The organism is Shewanella sp. 0m-6 (assembly GCF_052977325.1).
This window is the reverse complement of record NZ_JBRIMD010000012.1, coordinates 35,996-57,292: the sequence shown is the minus strand read 5'-3', so window position 1 is coordinate 57,292 and position 21,297 is coordinate 35,996. Positions and strand designations below refer to the sequence as shown.

Below are 21,297 nucleotides of genomic sequence, written 5' to 3'. Positions count from 1 at the left end.
TTTAACCCAGTGCAATCGCGCTAATTCTATCCCCGAGTTCCTAGGTTCTGTTATACTTCTCGCCTGATTTTTTGGAGGCAATAATGGACGTATCATCTTTACTCGACGGCCTAAACGACAAGCAGCGCGAAGCTGTTGGTGCACCGCAATCTAGCATGCTAGTTTTGGCGGGTGCAGGTAGTGGCAAAACGCGGGTGTTAACCCATAGAATTGCCTGGTTGATGCAGGTTGAACAGCAAAGCCCTTATGCCATTTTAGCGGTAACTTTTACCAATAAAGCGGCGAAAGAGATGCGCGAGCGAGTTGAAAAAGTCGCTGGTGGCAATGTGGGCCGTATGTGGATCGGCACCTTTCACGGCTTAGCCCATAGATTGCTACGTACCCATTATAAAGATGCTAATCTTCCTGAGAGCTTCCAGATCTTAGATTCAGACGATCAACTGCGTCTAATCAAACGTATTCTAAAAAGCCTTAACTTGGATGAGAAGCAGTATCCGCCAAGACAAGCCCAAGGTTATATCAATGGTAAGAAAGACTTAGGTCTACGCCCATCGCATATCGATGCTGGCGGTTTTCCGATTGAGCAAAACTTACTGAAGATCTACCAAATCTATCAAGACTCATGTGACCGTGCTGGCCTGGTAGATTTCGCTGAAATCCTGCTAAGAGCGCATGAGTTATGGCTCAACAAACCGCATATTTTGGATCATTACCAAGATAGATTTAAGCACATATTGGTGGACGAGTTCCAAGATACCAACGCCATTCAATATGCGTGGATCCGCGTGCTTGCAGGTTCAACTGCCAACGTGATGATCGTTGGTGATGATGACCAGTCTATTTACGGCTGGCGTGGCGCTCAGGTTGAAAATTTACATAAGTTCTTAGCTGATTTCCCAGCAGCGCAAACCATTCGATTAGAGCAAAATTACCGTTCAAGCGGCAATATCCTTAATGCTTCGAATGAGCTGATTGCCAATAACCCAGACCGCATGGGCAAAAAACTGTGGACCGACGACAAAGACGGCGAGCCGATAGGGCTGTATTGTGCGTTTAATGAAATGGATGAAGCGCGCTTTATCGTTGGTCGCATTACTGACTGGCAAGATGAAGGCGGCAAGCTTGAAGATTGCGCCATTTTATATCGTTCAAACGCTCAGTCACGTGTATTGGAAGAAGCCTTGCTACACAAAGGTATCGCCTATCGTATTTATGGCGGCCTGCGCTTCTTCGAGCGTCAAGAAATTAAAGACGCCATGGGTTACTTAAGGCTTATCAACAATAAAAATGATGATGCCGCCTTTGAACGTGTGGTGAATACCCCAACCCGTGGTATTGGCGACCGTACCTTAGACATTATTCGCACGACTGCACGCCAACAAGAGATGACCTTGTGGGAAGCGAGTGTTCGCTTACTGGAAGAGAAAGTCCTTGCTGGGCGCGCCGCGAATGCAGTGCGTGGCTTTATGGATTTGATTATCGCCATGCGAATGGACACCGACGAGCAATCTTTGCACCGCATGACAGACCATGTTATTCAAACATCGGGTCTTAAGGCGATGTATGAAGCGGAGAAGAGTGAAAAGGCGCGCGCTCGTGTTGAGAACTTAGAAGAATTGGTCACGGCTGCACGCAGCTTTGTGATGCCTGAAGAAATTGAAGATATGGGTGAGCTTAATGCTTTCTTGTCGCATGCGGCATTAGAAGCCGGTGAAGGCCAGGCGGACGAGTTTACTGATGCGGTGCAATTGATGACATTGCACTCGGCCAAAGGTCTTGAGTTCCCAATGGTATTTATGGCTGGGGTTGAAGAAGGTTTATTCCCAAGCCAAATGGCGATTGATGAGGGGGATCGTCTCGATGAAGAGCGCCGCCTTTGTTATGTGGGTATGACCCGCGCCATGCAAAAGCTGTATATCACTTATGCTGAGTCTAGACGTATCTATGGCCGTGAAAGCTTTGCGAGACCGTCGCGTTTTGTTAAAGAGATCCCAGAGCAATATGTGCAAGAGATCCGCATGCGCACTCAAGTGTCAGCGCCTGCAGTGAGCACTCGCTTTAGCAAGCAAGACGATAGCTTCAATGATTCAGGTTTTAAGATAGGTCAACGTGTTATGCACCCGAAATTTGGTGAAGGCACAGTGACCAATTATGAAGGTAGTGGTGCGCAGGCACGTATTCAGGTTAACTTTTTCGACGTGGGCAGCAAGTGGTTAGTGATCGCTTACGCCCGTTTAGAGAAAGTGTAATACAGCTAAGCAGTTATAGATAGCAGCTTGGATATTACGCGATTAACGACCATTGAATCTAAGGCTGAGCGTGAAGCTCAGCCTTATTTTTAGCCGATAAAACCGGCACTGATTTTATTTATCTCAATACTGGTTGAATACTGTTACAGCTCAGTCATAATGCGGTTACAAAACTAAGGCCGAAGACGTTGTAGGAGAGCCTAATCATGAATGTAAGGGATAAACTAGACGTTTATATGCGACTCGCGCGTATGGACCGTCCCATTGGTACCTTGTTGTTATTGTGGCCCTGTTTGATGGCCTTAACGTTTGCCGCTGGTGGCTTGCCCGATCTTAAGGTCTTTATTATTTTTGTTATCGGCGTGGTGGTGATGCGAGCCTGCGGCTGTATCATCAACGACTATGCCGATAGGGATCTTGACTCGCATGTGGAGCGCACTAAAGCCAGACCGCTCGCGAGCGGTGAAGTCTCAAGTAAAGAGGCGCTACTCTTGTTTGTCGTCATGGCACTGCTTGCTTTCGCTTTAGTGCTAATGCTCAATCCTCTGGTGGTCAAACTTTCTATTGTCGGTATTATTCTTACCATTATTTACCCCTTTACCAAACGCTACACTAATATGCCGCAAATGTTCCTCGGCACAGTGTGGAGCTGGTCTATTCCTATGGCCTATGCAGCCCAAACTGGCGCGGTACCGATTGAAGCGTGGTGGCTATTTGCTGCTAACTGGTGCTGGACTGTGGCGTATGACACCATGTACGCCATGGTGGACCGCGATGATGATTTGAAGGTTGGTATTAAGTCTACAGCGATTCTATTTGGCCGCTACGACAGGCAGATTATTGCAGCGTTTCAGTTTGCGGCACTAAGCTGCTTTATTATTGCGGGCATGCTTGCTGGCCGGGGTGAGATTTACGGCCTAGGTATTTTGGCCTTCATTGGTTTTGGTGTTTATCAACAAAAATTGATTTATGGCCGCGAACGTGGACCTTGCTTTACTGCCTTTTTAAATAATAACTGGGCGGGTTTTGTGTTGTTTACTGCACTGATATTAGACTATTTAGTCCTAGGTTAAGCGCTAAACCCACTGAGCTCTTCATATAAGCTTTCATATCAAGTTAGTCATATAAAACGTCTCATAATGAGGCGTTTTTTTATGCCCCAAGTAGGACTTCGATTAGCTTCCCTTTCGTATACAACAGAGCCAGATATTCCTGACTATACTCATACCAATCAGCTAGCCCTTATAAAGGGTCATCTAAATGACATATTGGCTAGCTAACGTATCGGGTAGTAAACACAAAGGGATTTGGTGGCTACGGAGGGATTATGGCAGCTTGGAATACGACTTATGAGGCGGGGCAGTGGGCCGATTATGAGTTAGCTCTATTGTGTATCAGCGTCTCTATTTTACTTATTTGGTTATTGGTCAGTCGCTTTAAGCCCCAAGGGTTTATTCGTTGGACATTCGCAATAGTGAGTTGCGTAGCCCTTAGTGGGTTATGTTTAACCAGTCGGGTTGATGCATTGCAATTAAATTCATTGCTAACTAAAGGGCGGAACATCGAGGTACTTGATGGTCAGTACCGTTATGGTGAGTATCGTTTTCCTCATAACTCTGCCCATGGTGTCGACTTTCGAGAAATTCACATAGGTCAACGCATGTTAAAGCTCTATCACGGGGGATATTTAGAGCATAGTCGCTGTTATCGCGACTTTTATAACAGCAATAATTTTAGTGACAATATAGAGCTGCGTTTGTACATACATTGGTATGAGCATAAGTTCACTCATAAAAGTGCCAAGGTTGTAATCAAAACGCCCTGTATCTTGAAAATCGAGCAGCGCGGGATCAGTTAATCGGTATTAAATTATTGCAGTATTGTCACGGTATAAGCTTGAACTTCTCTGAGTTATTTATTTAGTTGGTTGGTGATGTCTGCGCCTCATTTACGTGCAGAGTTCACCTTGTCACCGGTTTCAATGACCCTTCAAAATCTTTTGCATTTAGCTACGCCCGCCCTAATCCGCTGCGCAATTCTTATCATTAACAGCCATATTTATCTGGCCAAATAATAGCCTTTCGCCTTCTTTTATGGCAATAGCGTTACTATATCTGCTATAACAAATACTTAACAACCATCAAGGGTCTTAGAATGCGTCGTAGCGTTAAGTACCGCTTAATATTTTTGTTTTGTGCCATTATGGTCTATTCGGCAGGTTTTTACTGGCTGCCAGAGTCAATGGTAACTCCTGTTGAACAGTGGCTAACCGTTGCCAGCTCGATTGGCTATTTTGTGTTATTGCCTGCAATTTATGGCTACTGCATTATCTATATTGGCCAGCAGCATTGGTGGAAAATGTTGCTTATATTCAGTTTGAGTAGTTTGATGGCGCGATTTAGCTTTCCTACCGAACTTGCGAGTTATTTCGAGTTTATTAGTTGGATCCGCTATCCGATTATTGTGGTGCTATTGATGCTGCAAGTAACGCTAATATACCGCGTGGTTAAGTCTTTATGGCAAGGGCGAAAATTACCCGGTGATCCGCGCCTACATATCCATGATGGCGTGCAAGGCAAGCCTCTAACTGAAAAAGCACTGCAAGCTCATGGCGTGGCAATGACATTGGCGATGGAAGTGGTGAACTGGTTTTATGCTTTAAATCATCTATCTAGGCAGCACCCGCCAGCACTGTGCAAACTGCAACTTTGGTCAGCTTCGCGTTGGCACTACTTGTTAGTTAACTTAGGTATATTGTCGGCTACGGTACTGAGTTATTGGCTGTTGGCATCATGGAGTGTGATTACCGCCATTTTAGTCTCGAGCTTTATTGGTTACTGCTTAGTGATGGCGAGGGCGAACTATCGTCTTGCTCGCTATTACAGTGTCTACTTACATCAGCAATATTTGGTGATTAATGCCGGCGTCTGGGGCTTTATTATGTTGCCGTTAACTGACATCGAAGCCATCAATGTTGGCCAGTATCGCCGCAGTAAGTTATTAAGTGATGATGGGACGAAAGAACAAACCGAGCAGGTGCACTTAGGCCGTGGTGACAGTAATGTACAGATAAAACTGAAGGTTCCACAGCGTTATTATGGCGCTATGAGTGTGTTACCAGAAGATATACAGCAGCTGTATTTACATGTTGATCAGCCTACAGCGCTAACGGAACTCATCAACGTAGCGCAAGCGGCTTAGTTATATTCTTGTCTGAGTTGATATTTGAATAGACCAATACAGCAAGATAGCTGCTGTATTGGTTTGAAGCAAAATTATGCTTTAACTAACTTTTCTAGATCGGCAGGGCGGTAGTAAACCGACTTAAGCACCTTACCTTGACGAACTATTTTACCGGCCATATCAACGTCTTTAGCGCACTTGGCAATGATAAAATCACCCTTGGTGCTACCCACAATTTCCACGCCTTGCTTGGCGTAAAATTCGACAGTCTCAGCAAGCTCTTGCTCGTTACGGCACACCTTGCTCATATTGCTTGAGTGCACTTCATCCCAACAGGTGACAAAGTCGATCTCACGGTTTTTGGCCACATGTAAAAGTAAATCGATAACGTAGCTGATTTCAAGACGATCACTCACTTGAGTTGCGCCTAAATGCACTAACCTGCCCATTAATACATAAATTGAATCGACGATAGCATCGGCTTGCTCTACACGGCTATCGGCCTCAGCAAGCTCGGTTAGCTCTTCTATCGCAAGCGATGTGTGTAGCGTATCGGCTTTATCATCCAGAGTGCTGATATCTTCAATCGGTAGATCGAAAGTTAAGCGAAACTCTCGAATATCGCGATATAAGTGATCGTATAGTGGCTGATCCAAAGCGGATAATTTCATCGGTAATATGCCTTTGCTGCTAAATAGATTTAAGAGTCGCCATACTAAAGAAATGAGTCTGCAAAGGAAAGCCGTGCTGCGTAATTGAAAATGTCTGAGTGGGGGCGGATCAGGTCTTAAGGCTAAGTAATAGTATCAACAAGCTATTGATTTATTGTGCTCTAGAGCTCAGTGATATTGTAAGGTGAGCCACAATTTCAGCTTGGATCTGATTGATTAAGTTTTGACTGTCTTGATGAGTCAGATCAAGCTCGAACCAGCCATCGGTACCCATGATAGAAAATTGGGTCATAGTGATCGTTTTTGCTTGCTGTATTTCGCCCTGGAGCTTAACGATTCCTATACTGGTGCTTAATCGGCTAATGCTAAAATGACTCATAATTATGGCTTCACTTCCTCAGTTTCTGCTCATTTAACTTCTTATTTTAACTGCTCATTGAAATGCCTTATTTAAGCAGTGATATAAACATCGCTGCTCACTCTATTTTTGATATAAGCCATAAGAGTCATGCTTCCAACTTATTTTGCATAATTGTTGCCATTTTAACCGATAAACCATTCTGAGATGAATTTTTATCACGCGTTAGGTGGGTTTTTAAATATGGGTATTGTTTGCATATTTAATCGATATAGAGTGATTAGTTTGAATGGCTAGGCTATTTTCATATGCACGAAAGACTAGGGTGGCACCAGCGCCCAAGCTCCACGCTAGACGGTGTTGTTAATTTTATGTAAGGATGCTGCTCCAGCCTATCGCTCATATCCATAACATTTAGCTGTTCTGCTCGTCGTAAAGGCGACCCGTTACAGCGTTGAGTGCTTAGCATAGGTAAGAATAATAAGAGGATACCTCATGAGCTCCAATAATGATCTTCAACAGTCAGAGTCGGTGACTATTGACCCTATAGAAGATAGTCGACATCGCGCTCCTTCACTGCTCGACGCCCTGATCCCGATAATCGCTTTGGTCATGATGCTCACTGCCGCCGTGTATCTGTTTTCGTCCGACAGCTCCTACGGTGCCAATCAAATCGCTTTGATTATGGCGGGCTGTATCGGCTTACTTATCGGTTGGAAAAATGGCTACAGCTGGACTGAGATGGAGCAAGGAATTGTTCGCAGTATAGGTGTCGCAACGGGCGCCATATTAATCTTATTCACAGTCGGTTCTTTGATAGGAGCTTGGGTGCTCGCAGGTACGGTGCCCACCATGATCTATTACGGTATGTTAGTGCTCAACCCTGAGTATTTCTATGCGGCCTGTTGCTTACTATGCGCCGTGGTGGCGATCAGTATCGGTAGCTCGTGGACAGTCGCAGGTACCTTAGGCATTGCCTTGGTCGGTGTGGCTTCGGCTATGGGGCTTAATGTGGAAATTACTGCCGGTGCCATCATCAGTGGCGCCTATTTTGGTGATAAAATGTCACCAATGTCAGACACCACTAATTTGGCTCCTGCGGTCGCGGGCACGGATATATTCAGTCATATTCGCCACATGATATGGACGACTGCCCCCAGTATCATTATCGCCATGATTGGCTTTTTAATCTTAGGTTTTAACACCCAGGCGAGCGTCGATAATAATAACTTTGAAACGACCTTATACCTTATTGATACGCAATTTAACCCCGGTGCTCATCTGTTATTACCACTACTTGTGGTGTTGATCTTGGCCTGGAAAAAAATCCCGGCATTTCCGACTGTAATAATCGGTACCATCGCAGGTGCTGTATGCGCGGCACTATTTCAGTTTGAGAATGTGGTCAAGTTTGCCAATGATGCCAGCCTAATGCCCGTGGTTGCACTGGTGAAAGGTATTTGGGTAGCGATGTTTAACGGCTACACAGCTAACACAGGTGATGAAGTATTAGATAATCTCCTCAGCCGCGGTGGCATGAGCAGCATGATCAATACAGTGTGGCTCATTTTATGCGCCATGACCTTTGGCGGTATTATGGAAGTCACAGGCCTGTTAAAGCGTATTTTGCAAAGTATCTTAGGCCTAGTGAAATCAAGTGGTAGCTTGATTTTGACAACGTTAGCGAGTGGTATAGGTGCCAACTTAATTACCGCCGATCAGTTTATTGCCATCGTGCTACCTGGACGCATGCTTAAAGTGGAATACGCTAAGCGCGGCTTAGCCCCTGTTAATCTAAGTCGTGCGCTAGAAGACTCAGCCACTATTACTAGTCCGTTAATTCCGTGGAACACGTGCGGCGCCTATATGGCCAGTACTCTTGGGGTGGCGACAGTGGCTTATCTGCCTTATGCCTTTTTTAACTTAGTCTGCCCGTTGATTAGTGCTGCTTACGCAAAATATGATTTTAAGATTGAGCGTATAGAGCCGGTTGAAAAAAATCCTGTTACAGCGGTTGGTTAGTAAACGCTAAGCAAAAAAAAGCCTTGTCAGTTAGTCCCCGACAAGGCGTTTGGCCGTAGCAATTAATAACTGTTATTAATGCAGCAATTAGCAAAGCCAAATATCACCATGGAGAGGGTGAAAATCACTTTAGGACCTAGGACCTAGGACCTAGGACCTAGGATCTTGAGCCTTGATCCTAGAACTAACGATTAGCGTACTTCGCCGTCAGCTTTTCAAGGTAAGGTTGCACCTCTTTGTCGCCCCAATCGAGGTAGCCACGCAAGAAACCCACAAGGTTACCCGAGCCGTCAAATACATAAGTTGCAGGGACAACGTCAGCAGGCATCACCTGATCGATGCTTTTCTTTGGGTCTAACCAGGTCTGATAATGGCCAAGTTTATGGCGCTCTAAGAAAGCTTGCACCTTGTCACTCTCTTCATCGATAGAGATAGGTACCACCACCAAGTCGTTATTCTTATTCACTTGGCGGATGTTTTCCATCTGCGGGATCTCTTTAATGCACGGTGCACACCATGTGGCCCACAGATTCACTAGCACCAGCTTGCCCTTAAACTGTTTTAGGCTGATCTCATCGCCCTTGGTGTCGGTAAACTTTACTTCAGGTACTGATCGCGCCGATTGCATTTCGATAAAGCGTGACATAATTAGCGGCTTTTCAATGGCGTCACCAGTGTTATAAACCTTGGTTGAAGCAACTTGCGCCTGAGCTGGCATAAGCAAAGATGAGAGCACCAGTAAGCCGCTCAGCAGGTGTGTTTTATTCATAGGTGTTAGCCTTCATGTCTTGATGTTTACGTTGTTCACGGATCCACATTACTGCAAACGCAATAATGCCAAATAGTAGCAATATCGGCCCAAACCACAGCACCGCCGTTGCGGCTGAAAAGCTAGGTTGGTATCTGATTTTTTCGCCATAGCGTTGTACTAAAAAGTCGATGATCTCAGCTTTGGACTCACCTTGTTCCAGCATTAAAAAAATCTGACCTTTAAGCTCGCTCGCAATCGGTGCCCCCGAATCAAATAGGTTTTGGTTGACCGACATCGGGCAGCGTAGCTCGTGGGCGATTTCAAAACCCAAATCACGAATTTGATCTTGGGTGTAGTGGATTTTGTCGCTAGCCGCTTGGGCTGACGCTTGCACCGAAAGACTGATGCACAGCAAAATAGCCAAGCCTGCTAACAAGCGGATTAACGATGAGGTGTAAGCTTTACTCATGCGAGTTCTCCTGCTTTACAGACTGCAGTTTTACAGGCAGCAGCTTGATACGGTGTGTTAGCTGTTTGGCAGCTACGCAGGCGTAGCTGATAAAGACCAGACAGCGCAGCAATAACGCCGCCAAGCATCATCATCAAGCCGCCAATCCAGATCCAGCAAGCTAGCGGTTTATGGCTAATACGCACTAAGTATTCAGTCTCGCTAAGCTGCTGACCGCTAGATACATACAGGTCGCGCACTAGATTGCGCATAATGCCTGCTTGAGTCGTTTCCATGGCGTTGGTTTTAAAGGTTTGACGCTGAGGGGTAATGTAACCAACAAAGTTATCATCGCTATCGGTTACACGAATATTGGCCTGAATCGCGGTGTAGCTCTTAGCGTCCACATCAACCGTATCTTCATATACAAAGGTGTAGCCTGCCACGACTTTACCTTGGCCTGGACCCATTCTTAATAGCTCCTCCGTTTCAAAGTTAGATACCGCCGTGGCGCCGATAATGGTGATTGCCACGCCAAAGTGAGCAATCATCATCGCCGACTTGGTAGCGATAACCGCTAAGCCTTGCTGGCGAAGGCTAAATACTAAATAACTTAATGTCAGCACCACCCAGCTTGCCGCCGTTGCGCCAAGCCATACCCAAGGGGTAAAGCCGTCGCGAGTTTGCATGGCCACTAATACACCTATGGTGGCAGCTAGCGCGAAAAGTCCTGCAAGTGGGTATAAGCGATTTAACGACTGCTGTTGCCACTTGAGCAATGGCGCCGCGCCCATGAGCAATACCGCCACGAAGGTGAGCGGCACAAAGATGCTATTGAAATAAGGTGCACCCACCGACAGCGTACCTAAATTAAGCAGTTCAAATAGCAGCGGGTAGAAGGTTCCGAGTAATACAGAGATAGCCGCCACCACTAATACGATATTACCCAGCAGCATTATGGTGTCGCGCGATAGTAGCGCAAATTCCGACTTGGATTTTATCAGGTTGGCTTTTAGGGCAAACAGGGTAAGCGCGCCACACACGAATACCCCAAGCAGGAATAGAATCGACATGCCGCGAGTGGGATCTGAGGCAAAAGCATGCACCGACTGCACAATGCCAGAGCGCACCAAGAAGGTGCCGAGTAAACTCAAAGAGAACGCCAATAAACACAGTAATAAGGTGGCTATTTTAAAGCTGCTACGTTGCTGGCTCAGTACGACACTGTGCAGCAGGGCGGTGGCTACCAGCCAAGGAATAAACGAGGCATTTTCTACCGGATCCCAGAACCACCATCCGCCCCAGCCAAGCTCGTTATAAGCCCACCATGAACCAAAGGCATTACCGCCCGTTAAGAATACCCACGCCATGAGCGCCCAAGGGCGCAGATAACTGGCGTGCTGTTGAGTAAATTGGCCGCCAAGCAAAGCCGCAATCGCCGCAGCAAAAGTAACAGTTAACCCCACGTAGCCTAAAAACAGCATAGGTGGATGGAAGATAAGCCCTATGTCTTGCAAAATGGGGTTAAGGTCGCGACCCTCAATTGGAAAGTTAGGTAGCAAGCGGGCAAAAGGATTAGAGGTAAACAGCATAAACAAGTTAAAGCCTGCAATCACAAACGCCAATATAGCAATCATGCGGCCAATAAACAGTGGGTCTTGATAGCGCGATGAAAACACGATTAAACAACCCCAAATCGCGATGGATACCACCCAAAACAACATGGAACCCTCATGGCTGCCCCACACCGCGGCCACTTTATATAAGGTCGCTAATTGAGTATTGGAATGATTGGCAACATAGGCCACTGAAAAGTCATCAAGCAGGAAAGAGATCAATAAACACAAAATAGAGGCGCTAATGGTAACGGTCATTAATGCTGTTAATGACTTTACATAGCTAAACAGGTAGCTATTTTTGGTATAAGAAGCATAAAGAGGGATAAATGAAAGCAACAAGGCCGACACAGTGCTAATTATTAGAAAAATAAGTCCGAGTTCTGGGATCATCTTAATTATATTCTCTATGTTCTAATAAATTATTGGGTTGGTTATATTCTTTTGTTAATGTTTTTTTCTGTGTGGTTTAATATTAGTTTCTAGCCGTTGTTATATAGCTATTCTTACTTTTCATTAATTCACTACTTTATGTGCAACTATTCAAGCAAAGCCTTAAACAGGCCGTTAAGGCTAAGGGTAGGGTATATTAGTGAAGTGTTTTGTGACCTCTCTAACCTTTATTGCACTCCAGCTACGCAGTGATATTTTTTCACGTCTAAAGGCGCTTTTTTTAGGTTCTTTTAGATATCAAAAAATGCTATTACAAATGAAAAACACACTCAGCAGGATTGCTTAAGTTGTTGTATATAATGTATTTTCACTGGTTTTTTACTATCTGCACTTTTCTAGATCTCATTTTTTGCTGTGACGCATATTTTTCGCAAAAAAGATGTGGAAAATAGCGTCAACTCAATTGTTCAGTTGTTCAGTTAACAAGAGAGTGACTTAGTTGAATGATGATGAAAATACTATAACTAGATATATCTAGGAGTGATGATGAAAAGTTGGAAACTTAAAGCAGCCGCAAGTGTGCTGTTTTGTTTCGGCGCAATAGGTAACGCTAGTGCTGCTGGTGATAAATACAATAGCATCCCAGAAATGGGTGCATCGGCTAAGAATGCAATCGCAAACTATGCTGGTACAGAAAGAACTACAGGTGTTAAATCACTGCACGATTATATTGTTCAAGAAGATGAGTTATTTGATTTCTTATTTCAAAACCATCCAATGTTCAAATATCAAGAAGAAGGTAACTTAATTGGTGATTACCATATTAGTGACCGTGGTGAAGAGTATTTAGATACTGGCGGAAGCCAGGCATACAGCAAGCGTGTAGGTCGTCCAAGTGCAGTTCAGTACCGCCTTGGTGCTAAGTCTACTTTGGATTTCCCAAACAACTTCGTAGGTCCAGAGAAGTGTGCAGAATGTCACGCGACTCAATATGAGAAATGGCAACGTTCGCGTCACGCTAACGTAGTACGTTTCCCAAGTGAAATTACCGATAAAGAAGTACCAAACGGCGACTTAAACGCGCCACTATACGGCAGCGAAGCGTCAATGCTACCAGACGGTGTTCGTGCAAACGACGTTTACGCGATTATCGGTACACCACGTACTAAGTACGGTTTCCTAGATTCATGGTTAGTACGCGGTACTTACCACGTTCGTGACGGTTTGTTATCTGAAGGCACCGGTAAAATGGTTGCTGGTGGTAACCAGTTCTCACGTGGTTGGGCTGAGTGGTTAACGCCAGAAATGGCTAAGAAAATTAATAAAGCCATTCCAGAGTTCCCAGTAACACTTGAAGAATTTGGTGATACAGGTTCGCACAAATGGGGTATGACTTCATACGGTGCTAAGTACGAAAAAGAGATGCTATTCCAGCCAGGTAGCTCTTACTGTGAAATGTGCCACACGTACAAGTTTGACTTCCAAAACCAGCAAGAGTTCTTTGATGCACTTGGCGATGCTAAGAAGCTTCAAGAGCACACTATCTCTAAAGGTATTGCTTGTGAAGAGTGTCATGGCGCGGGCGGTCACTTAGATGGCGGTACTGGCGGTATGCAGTCTAACTGTGAACGTTGTCACCAGCGCTTCTTCTTCGTTGACGCACTAGCTGATACAGAGCAAGCACAAGAGAAAATGGAATACGCATTTGGCGTATACATGAAGTCTGCTTGTCCATCTTGTGGTACTGAAGGCTCGCAAATGTTTGCTTCTGCTCACTACGAGAAAGGCATGCGTTGTACAACTTGTCACGATCCACATGAAGTAACTGACGGCGATTTCCTATCTGGTTTCTCTACGCCAAAGTTGAAGAAAGACTGTGTTGACTGTCACGAAGCGCAAGCAACGATTGCTGACAACACTGACACGCACAGCAACCAAACTTGTCAAAGCTGTCACATGCCAAACATGGGTAGTTGTGAAAACTTCGCTGCGATTCAGTTCCCAGACAGCGCAGGTTTTGACGCGGTTCGTCGTACACACATGTGGAAGATTGATATCGACCCAGAGCGTAAGACACTTAACCCACCTGAAGGTCAACCACGTGATTCAAGCGTGAAAGGCTGGACAGTTGCTAAGAACGAAGACGGTCACAACTACTTAGACTTAATGTGGACTTGTGCTCGTACCGCGATTTCTGACAAAGACGTAGTGGACAACAAGGGTTGTCACAGCCCATTCCAGTCTGAGCTAGAAACGGGCCTACATTACGACGACCAGATGGAAATCTACGGCGAAGTGATGAAGATGCAAAAGCCTGTTAAAGCGGTTTATGCCGAAGTTGAACAAGCTCTTGAGCGTATCGACATGCTACTAGAAGTGACTAAGTTGTCTACTGCAGACAAGACTGAAGTCCTAATGCTAGCTGAGAAAGCACAAGAAACGATTGAGCTAATTAAGAAAGATGGCTCATGGGGTGTTCATGGCTTCCGTTACAGCCAGAAGCGTCTAGACGCAGCACTAACTTATGTTACCCAAGCTCAAAACATTCTTGACGGTGTTGGTTACAGCGCTAAATAAATGTAATTGAGTTTATACCGACCTCAACCTAGGCACGCTTAGGTTGAGGTAACAAAGAGAGAAAATATGAATAGAGTACTGGGAAGTGTCGTTTTCACCGTCTTGTTATCAATGCTATCAGCGGGCAGTTATGCCGGTGGTGGCCAAGAGATGGGCCCTGCTACATATTATGATGAGCCGCTTAATACGATCACCATGATGGAAGCGCAAACCTTAGTGGGCAAAGAGGGAGTTTACTTCTTTGATGTCAACACATTGGAATTATGGGCAGAAGGATTCATTCCAGGCGCTGTTTATTTCAACGTAAAAAATTGGAAAGACTTGCTGCCAAAAAACAAAGACGCACTCATGGTTTTCTACTGTGCAAACCGTCTTTGTAATGCCAGTGAAATTGCTGCTCGACATGTGATGAAACTGGGTTACACCCAGGTGCTTCAGATGCCAGATGGAATATATGGCTGGCGTTTAGCTAATCGAGTAACAGAAAAGCCATAACGGATTATGTAAATTTATTTTTTAGTGAGATTGATTGTATGAAAAAGCTTAAAAAAAGTGTCTTGGCCGTTGTGTCTTGTCTAACCCTATCAGTATCTGTGTCATGTTTCGCTAATAGCGATTTGACCACTGACGTTGAAAAGGAATCGTACAGCATAGGTGCATCATTTGGCCACCATATCTCTAGTCAGGTATATGGCCAATCTCAGTTAGGCGCTGAAGTGGATATGGCTCAGGTGGTTAACGGTTTACTCGACGCTTTGAAAGATGAGACAAAAATGTCTAAAGAGGAAATTGTGACTTACCTAAACCAACGTGCTGAAACGCTCAATGCGGCTAAGCAAGTCAAGTTAGATGCTCTGACTGCTAAGAACTTGGCAGCAGGTGTTGCTTTCATGGCTGAAAACGCTAAAAACAGCGACGTTAAACAGACTGAGTCTGGGTTGCAGTATGAAGTGATCACCATGGGTGACGGCGCAATGCCAGCGGGCAATGACGTGGTTACTGTGCACTACAAAGGCACCTTGATTGATGGCACTGAGTTTGACAGCACTTATGATCGCGACGAGCCTAACCGTTTCTCTTTAGTTACCGTAATTGAAGGCTGGCAAGAAGCCCTTGCTTTGATGCCTCAAGGGTCAAAATTTAAGTTAACGATTCCACCTGCACTTGCTTACGGCGACCGTGTTGTTGGCATGATCCAGCCGCATTCGACTTTGGTATTTGAAGTTGAACTTGTCAAAGTTGAAGCACCTGGTGAAGGCGCTCACGGCATGGGACTGAGTGGCATGGGTATGGGTGGCATGATGGGCGGCTCTATGGGCGCCAATCCACACAAATAAATTTGATATTAATTATTGATATAGAGCCAAAATGAACACTGTACTTATTAGTATCCTCATTATTTTATTCTGTTCGGCAGCGTTCCTTTTTTGTCACCATTTAAGGTACGACAAAAAAGTCAGCGAACTTGAATCAGATGTTGGGCACTTTTTTGGCTCTACGATTAACTTCGACTCAGTTGAGGTTAATCAAAACAATAATTATTACTTTGGAACCATTGGTTTCTTTCTTATTAGTGTTTCAGCTTTACTTTATTTAACAGTTGGCAGTTATCAGAATTTGGACTCAGCCAAGGTTGATTACAATATTGATTATTTGCTCGTTGCAGATATTAACAAAGGCCAGAAACTCGCAATAGAAAACCCCGGTGATCCACTAGTGCTATTAGGGCTAGCCCAGTCATATGTTGACGGTGGCTTATACAACGACGCGCTAGGAACCTTAGACCAACTATTGGCGATAGACGCCGAAAACACTGAAGCGTTAGGGCTTAAAGCAACGTCTATGTACTACCGCGATGACCGCGTTATCAACATGGACACTTCTTTAGTGATCGCGAGGGCGCTAACTCTACATCACCAAGAATTACATACCCGATTATTAATGGCTAATGATGCTTACCTTAACGGTAATTATCAAAAGGCGATTGATAACTGGAATATTGTTTTAACCAATAAAGTGCAAGCGTTTAATCGTGGTGCAATTCAATTCGCCATCGACAAGTCTAAGGGCAAATTAACGCAAGTTAAATCCTAGTGGTTAATAACCCCAAATAAACGTACTAGCAAAAATATTAAATATAAAAATTACGTGTCGGTGTTAAACCGATAATCGGAGGATGCTGTGAGTGAAAATCTAGAGAGACGGAGGTTCCTGAAAGGTCTAGGAGCCAGCTCTTTGATATTGGCACCGCTAGGGTGTAGCTCGGTCAAAGACAAGGAAGATACCAACAAGCCTCACTACGTTATGGTTTTCGACCAAAACAAATGTGTTGGTTGCGGTGAGTGTAAGGATGCTTGTAACAAAGCTAACCACTTACCTGAAGGTAAATCTCGCCTATTAATGGAAGAGCAATCGAGCGCCGTTGAAGGTCAGCCTTGTCCACACTGTGGCAAAACAAATGACTGTGGTTGTCAGCGTAAGTTTGTCCGTGTTTCATGTCAGCAATGTAAGAACGCACCTTGCGTCACTGTTTGTCCAACTGGCGCGGCTCACCGCGACGAGAAGACAGGCATTGTGACTATGGACGCGTCTAAATGTGCTGGCTGTAAGTACTGTATTGGTGCTTGCCCGTATGACGCACGTTTTATCAACAAAGAAACTGACGTAGCCGATAACTGTGACTTCTGTCTAAACAGCAAACTTGCCATTGGCGAGCTACCTGCTTGTGTGCAGCAGTGCCGTTACGATGCGTTGATTTTTGGTGATGCAAACGACCCAACTTCATATGTGAGTAAGTTATTAGCAGTGAAGGACTCGGTACGTATTAAGCCGGGCTTCGGTACTGAACCTAGCTTGCGCTACATCCCTATTGTGAAGTTAGGAGTATAGTCATGGACGGTAATATTGAATTTACCATGGGCCTGTCACAAGGCATCGCGTGGCCTTGGCCAATTGCGGTTTACCTGTTCTTTGCTGGTATCTCTGGCGGCGCACTATCGGTTGCTCTGTTCATTCGTTTCTATAAAAAACAAACTGAAAACACGCCTTTCTTAAAGGCGGCATCTTTAGTTTCTTTAGTCACGATTGCACTAGGTATGCTGTGCTTGGTTTTAGACTTAACCAATCCGCTGTTCTTCTGGCGAATCTTGGTGTTCTACAACCTAAACTCAGTGATGTCAGTGGGTGTTATTGCACTATCTGCCTATATTCCGCTAGTCGCGTTAGTGACCTTGTTTGCGATGGAAGAAGAGATCAAAGCCTACAAGCCTTTGAACTTCTTACTACCAATCATCGACAAGTTACGCGGTATTCGCGCACCATCTGAAAAGCTAGTCCTGGTACTTGCTATGTCAGTGTGTGCTTACACCGGCTTCTTGATCTCTGCACTAATCCGTTTCCCAATAATCAATACTTCAGTATTGCCAGCGCTATTTGTTGCGTCAGGCCTTTCTGCGGGTGCCGCTGCTGCCAAAATGATTGCAGTATCAGTATTCAAAGAAGACTTACACAGCAAAGACATGCACACATTGCATGGCTTTGAATGGCCAGTTATGGCAGCCGAAGCTCTGTTCCTATTCATGATTATCATGTCTTTGGCTACAGGTAATGAAGGTGCACAAGCTGCATTTGCTGGTTTCCATACCGGTATCTGGGCGAACGTGTTCTGGATTGGTGTTGTGGGTATCGGTTTTGTGGGTCCTCTATTGCTTAACTTCGCCACAGGTAAGGCCTTTAGCCATTCAGCTAAAGCGTTTTACATGTCAGGCATGTGTGCAGTAGTTGGCATGATGTGTCTGCGTATGTTTGTTATTTACGCAGGTCAGCTAAATGCCATCTAGTCGAATGAATTCGATAGCCGTATAAGTTTCCCCGACTTAACAGGTGCCTCGATTTTATAGACGAAAGTGAGTAGCGAGTTTGCGGTCACTGACTCTTCAGTGCGCTTGAGCTGAGCCTTTAGTGCTTAGCTTAGCGCGGGAGTGAGTGACCCCTAACTCAATACAAATAATGTTAGTCGTAGTGGTTGTGGTAAAGAAGCCGCAAGTCTTTGAGCGCTTTCCCTATGGGTGCTTAGTGATCTATTCGCTTCATTATTACAGCCATAAATTAGACTAGCTGTGAGTAAGCTAGCCCTTTGATGTCGCCCCTGCAAGGCAATTGAAGGGGTAGCCTGAAAGCACAGTGATTTGGAAATATCATGAAAAAGTTAATCTGTTTACTATTTCTTTTACCTCTACTCAGTGCGTGCAGCGAAAGTAGCGCGGATGCAACCCAATATACTGCAGAGGCGATCCATGAACATGACCGCTGCCACCTGTGCGGCATGATGATCACCAAATACCCAGGACCCAAAGGCCAAGTCCACCTTAAAGGCCAAACAATCGTGCCTAAGTTCTGCTCGACTCGCGACATGTTTAACTTTGCCTTACAGAGCGAAAATAAACGTCAAATTGAAGCGCTATTTGTCCATGATGCTGGCAACACCGACTGGGAAAAACCACAAGATAGCAGCTTTACCGACGCGAAAACGGCCTGGTATGTATACGGTACGATAAAAAAAGCCGTGATGGGTCCAGCTGTAGCCAGCTTTAAGCACCAGGCAGATGCGGTCAACTTTGCCAAAGAGTTTGGTGGGGCTGTATTGCCTTACGACAAGATTGATATCCAGTTATTAGCGGGCGAGTAAATCACCGGCTTTACTTAGAGTCACAGGTAAGTGTTTACTTACTTTTTGAAGTTAATTATGAAAGCAGTCACCCAAAAGCGAATGTTAAAGCGATTACATCGCTGTGCTAAATGCCTCCTGATAAACGTATGGTTTGCAGCACTTGCTAGCCCTGCCAGTGTTGCTGCCACGTATTCGGTCGCCAATGCTGAAATGCTAACTCAGCGACTAAAAAGCGTGGCTGCGGGTGACACCGTTTTACTTAAAGCGGGCACTTACCTAGGCCAGTTTGAGATCCATCAGCCTATTCATCTTACGGGTGAGCTGGGCGCGATTATTGATGCAGAGCACCGTGGCACGGCTCTGGGGATCTTTAGCTCAAATGTACACATCTCTAATGTGCAGATCCAAAATTGGGGCGCCGATCTGTACGAGCGTGACTCTGGTGTTTTTGTGCAAGATAACGCTAATCATGTACGAATCGAATCAAGCCGTCTCAATGGCGATGGCTTTGGCATTTACTCAGAAAACTCAAATCATATTACGGTGGCAAATAATATGATTTCAGGCAACCCAGAGTTGTACAAACTCGACCGAGGTGACGGTGTTTACCTAAAAGGGGTCGACTCACCAGTGGTACATGACAACAAAATTTCCTATGTGAGAGATGGAGTTTACCTCGAAACCAGTACCAATAGCCTAGTGTTCGATAACCGTTTTCACTCGCAGCAATACGGTATTCACTACATGTATACCCAACATGATGAGGCCTATGGCAACGAGGTTAATAACGTTGACGGTGGTTACGCCATCATGAGTTCAAAGTTTGTTAATCTGCATCAAAACCAGGTCTCCAATGCGATTGATTTTGGTGTGCTGCTCAATATCAGCAATTACTGCATTGTGACTAATAACCGCGCGTCGTTAGCTCACAACCCACAAGGAACGCCTGAGCTAGGTAACGAAGGTAAAGGGATCTTTATTTACGGTGCTCGCGACAACGAAGTGACCCATAACCTGTTTGCAAACAACGATATCGGCATCTATATGGCCATGGGCGGCGAAGGCAATAAAGTCTATGGCAACCAGTTTGTGAATAATAATATACAAGTTAAATATGTCGGCGACTCGCTGTTAGAGTGGAGCCATGAAGGGCAGGGTAACTATTGGAGTGGCCATATGGGCTGGGATACTAACCATGATGGCATTGCCGATAAACCGTACCGCCCTAACGACAATCTCGACAAACTGTTTTGGCTCTATCCTGAAGCGCGATTCTTAATGAATAGCCCTGTTGTTGCAGTGCTTCGCTGGGTACAAGGTCAATTTGAGTTTGGCCCAGCAACAGGCATCGTAGACAGCTTTCCATTATTAACGCCTCACATGGAGCAATAACCATGGGTCATTGCAGCGCAGTTAATTTGCCAATTGAACAAGATAAGACTGAGAGCATAATGCTTCCCCCTTCGATAAAACTAACCGATGTTAGCCTAAAATATCATGAGTTCACCGCATTAAGTCATGTCAGCTTTGACGTTAAGGCCGGGCAAACTATGGCGCTGTTAGGCCATAACGGTGCGGGTAAATCGAGTCTGATAAAAATCATTCTTGGTTTGATTCCCCCTACCAGTGGCGCGGTTAGTATCATGGGCCAAGCAGCTCAGTCAAACCATCGAAAGCATAACGTTAACTTAGGTTACCTGCCTGAGGATGTTAGCTTCTATGACAAACTCAGCGGCCGTGAAGTCCTATGTTACTTTGCGGCACTAAAGGGCATTGGCATGGCTCGCGTCGAGTCGTTGATTGAAGAATTTGGCCTTGAATATGCCCAGCACCGCCAGCTAAAAACTTACTCAAAAGGTATGAAACAGCGCCTAGGTGTGGCGCAGGCCATTTTATCAGAGCCTAAAATATTATTACTTGATGAGCCAACGGTGGGGTTAGACCCGCAAGCGTCGCAGTTCCTATACGGCAAAATAAATCAGTTAAAGCAAACGGGTTGCGCGGTGGTGATTTCGACCCACGAACTGTCGTTAGTGGAATCTCATCTTGATACCGCATTGATCATGGCCAAGGGCAAGTGTCAAGCGATAGGGACATGTGCCCAGCTGAGTATGAATAGCGGCTTAAAAAGCAGTATCAACTTCAGTGAGCTGAATGACAGAGTGAAGAGCAATGCTTATCTGCAGCAATATTATCAAGACGGTTTACTGCGTTTTAACGCTGAGCACAAAGCCGACATCATTAAGCACTTAGTCTCGCAATGCCAAATATTTAATTTTGAAATTAAAGAGCCACGGCTTGAAGACATTTATCACGATTTAATGGGGCAGTCTTTACGCTCCGCAGCAGAGCAGTCATAA

Annotated in this window: 19 protein-coding genes; 14 read left to right on the top strand and 5 right to left on the bottom strand. The window is 45.1% G+C overall.

Annotation, left to right across the window (positions count from 1 at the left end):
• Window positions 1-83 precede the first annotated feature (83 nt).
• The 4 genes from uvrD to ACVBJC_RS11095 all read left to right on the top strand — a co-directional run bounded on the left by uvrD (window position 84) and on the right by ACVBJC_RS11095 (window position 5,450).
• The gene (uvrD, locus tag ACVBJC_RS11110) at window positions 84-2,249 is read left to right on the top strand and encodes a DNA helicase II (protein WP_447160834.1); all 2,166 of its coding nucleotides are present in this window, start codon (window positions 84-86) and stop codon (window positions 2,247-2,249) included.
• A gap of 206 nt (window positions 2,250-2,455) precedes the next feature.
• A complete protein-coding gene (ubiA, locus tag ACVBJC_RS11105) occupies window positions 2,456-3,322 on the top strand; it encodes a 4-hydroxybenzoate octaprenyltransferase (protein ID WP_447160835.1) in 867 nt (288 codons plus the stop codon).
• A gap of 254 nt (window positions 3,323-3,576) precedes the next feature.
• Complete coding sequence (locus ACVBJC_RS11100) at window positions 3,577-4,107, top strand: hypothetical protein (protein ID WP_447160836.1); 531 nt, start codon at window positions 3,577-3,579, stop codon at window positions 4,105-4,107.
• Between the two features lie 296 nt (window positions 4,108-4,403).
• The gene (locus tag ACVBJC_RS11095; RefSeq protein WP_447160837.1) at window positions 4,404-5,450 is read left to right on the top strand and encodes a hypothetical protein; all 1,047 of its coding nucleotides are present in this window, start codon (window positions 4,404-4,406) and stop codon (window positions 5,448-5,450) included.
• Between the two features lie 74 nt (window positions 5,451-5,524).
• Here ACVBJC_RS11095 and ACVBJC_RS11090 read toward each other — a convergent pair whose 3' ends face one another.
• Together ACVBJC_RS11090 and ACVBJC_RS11085 are read right to left on the bottom strand one after the other, a co-directional pair.
• A complete protein-coding gene (locus tag ACVBJC_RS11090; protein ID WP_447160838.1) occupies window positions 5,525-6,103 on the bottom strand; it encodes a nucleoside triphosphate pyrophosphohydrolase family protein in 579 nt (192 codons plus the stop codon).
• 151 nt (window positions 6,104-6,254) lie between these two features.
• Complete coding sequence (locus ACVBJC_RS11085; RefSeq protein ID WP_447160839.1) at window positions 6,255-6,482, bottom strand: hypothetical protein; 228 nt, start codon at window positions 6,480-6,482, stop codon at window positions 6,255-6,257.
• Window positions 6,483-6,956: 474 nt separating this feature from the next.
• On the opposite strand from ACVBJC_RS11085, the gene nhaC reads away from it, so the two are divergent.
• The gene (nhaC, locus tag ACVBJC_RS11080) at window positions 6,957-8,483 is read left to right on the top strand and encodes a Na+/H+ antiporter NhaC (protein ID WP_447160840.1); all 1,527 of its coding nucleotides are present in this window, start codon (window positions 6,957-6,959) and stop codon (window positions 8,481-8,483) included.
• 184 nt (window positions 8,484-8,667) lie between these two features.
• Here nhaC and ACVBJC_RS11075 read toward each other — a convergent pair whose 3' ends face one another.
• Genes ACVBJC_RS11075 through ACVBJC_RS11065 form a run of 3 tightly spaced genes read right to left on the bottom strand, consistent with a single transcriptional unit; the run spans window position 8,668 to window position 11,691 of the window.
• Entirely contained in the window at window positions 8,668-9,252 is a 585-nt protein-coding gene (locus ACVBJC_RS11075; protein ID WP_447160841.1) for a TlpA family protein disulfide reductase, read from the bottom strand.
• Window positions 9,245-9,703: a cytochrome c-type biogenesis protein gene (locus ACVBJC_RS11070; protein WP_447160842.1), complete on the bottom strand. Its 459-nt coding sequence runs from the start codon at window positions 9,701-9,703 to the stop codon at window positions 9,245-9,247. The genes ACVBJC_RS11075 and ACVBJC_RS11070 overlap by 8 nt, the downstream gene beginning before the upstream one ends.
• Window positions 9,700-11,691, bottom strand: coding sequence for a heme lyase CcmF/NrfE family subunit (locus ACVBJC_RS11065; RefSeq protein WP_447160843.1), 1,992 nt, complete (start codon window positions 11,689-11,691; stop codon window positions 9,700-9,702). Before ACVBJC_RS11065 ends, ACVBJC_RS11070 begins: the two co-directional genes overlap by 4 nt.
• Before the next feature lie 546 nt (window positions 11,692-12,237).
• Between ACVBJC_RS11065 and ACVBJC_RS11060 the strand changes: the two genes are divergently transcribed.
• From ACVBJC_RS11060 to ACVBJC_RS11020, 9 genes are all read left to right on the top strand, one after another.
• Window positions 12,238-14,268 carry a multiheme c-type cytochrome gene (locus ACVBJC_RS11060; protein WP_447160844.1) on the top strand — a complete coding sequence of 677 codons (2,031 nt, stop codon included), beginning with the start codon at window positions 12,238-12,240 and terminating at the stop codon, window positions 14,266-14,268.
• 66 nt (window positions 14,269-14,334) lie between these two features.
• On the top strand, window positions 14,335-14,763 hold the full coding sequence (locus tag ACVBJC_RS11055) for a rhodanese-like domain-containing protein (RefSeq protein WP_447160845.1): 429 nt from the start codon (window positions 14,335-14,337) through the stop codon (window positions 14,761-14,763).
• A 38-nt stretch (window positions 14,764-14,801) separates the two neighbouring features.
• Window positions 14,802-15,605, top strand: coding sequence for an FKBP-type peptidyl-prolyl cis-trans isomerase (locus tag ACVBJC_RS11050; protein ID WP_447160846.1), 804 nt, complete (start codon window positions 14,802-14,804; stop codon window positions 15,603-15,605).
• A gap of 31 nt (window positions 15,606-15,636) precedes the next feature.
• Window positions 15,637-16,362 (top strand): tetratricopeptide repeat protein, encoded by a 726-nt coding sequence (locus ACVBJC_RS11045; protein ID WP_447160847.1) that lies wholly within the window; start codon window positions 15,637-15,639, stop codon window positions 16,360-16,362.
• Window positions 16,363-16,449: 87 nt separating this feature from the next.
• A complete protein-coding gene (locus tag ACVBJC_RS11040) occupies window positions 16,450-17,157 on the top strand; it encodes a 4Fe-4S dicluster domain-containing protein (protein ID WP_447160848.1) in 708 nt (235 codons plus the stop codon).
• Window positions 17,158-17,159: 2 nt separating this feature from the next.
• Window positions 17,160-18,107, top strand: a complete 948-nt coding sequence (gene nrfD / locus ACVBJC_RS11035; RefSeq protein ID WP_447160849.1) for an NrfD/PsrC family molybdoenzyme membrane anchor subunit — start codon at window positions 17,160-17,162, stop codon at window positions 18,105-18,107.
• Window positions 18,108-18,466: 359 nt separating this feature from the next.
• A complete protein-coding gene (locus tag ACVBJC_RS11030) occupies window positions 18,467-18,955 on the top strand; it encodes a nitrous oxide reductase accessory protein NosL (protein WP_447160850.1) in 489 nt (162 codons plus the stop codon).
• 57 nt (window positions 18,956-19,012) lie between these two features.
• Window positions 19,013-20,329: a nitrous oxide reductase family maturation protein NosD gene (gene nosD, locus ACVBJC_RS11025; protein WP_447160851.1), complete on the top strand. Its 1,317-nt coding sequence runs from the start codon at window positions 19,013-19,015 to the stop codon at window positions 20,327-20,329.
• Between the two features lie 59 nt (window positions 20,330-20,388).
• Window positions 20,389-21,297 carry an ABC transporter ATP-binding protein gene (locus ACVBJC_RS11020; RefSeq protein ID WP_447160884.1) on the top strand — a complete coding sequence of 303 codons (909 nt, stop codon included), beginning with the start codon at window positions 20,389-20,391 and terminating at the stop codon, window positions 21,295-21,297.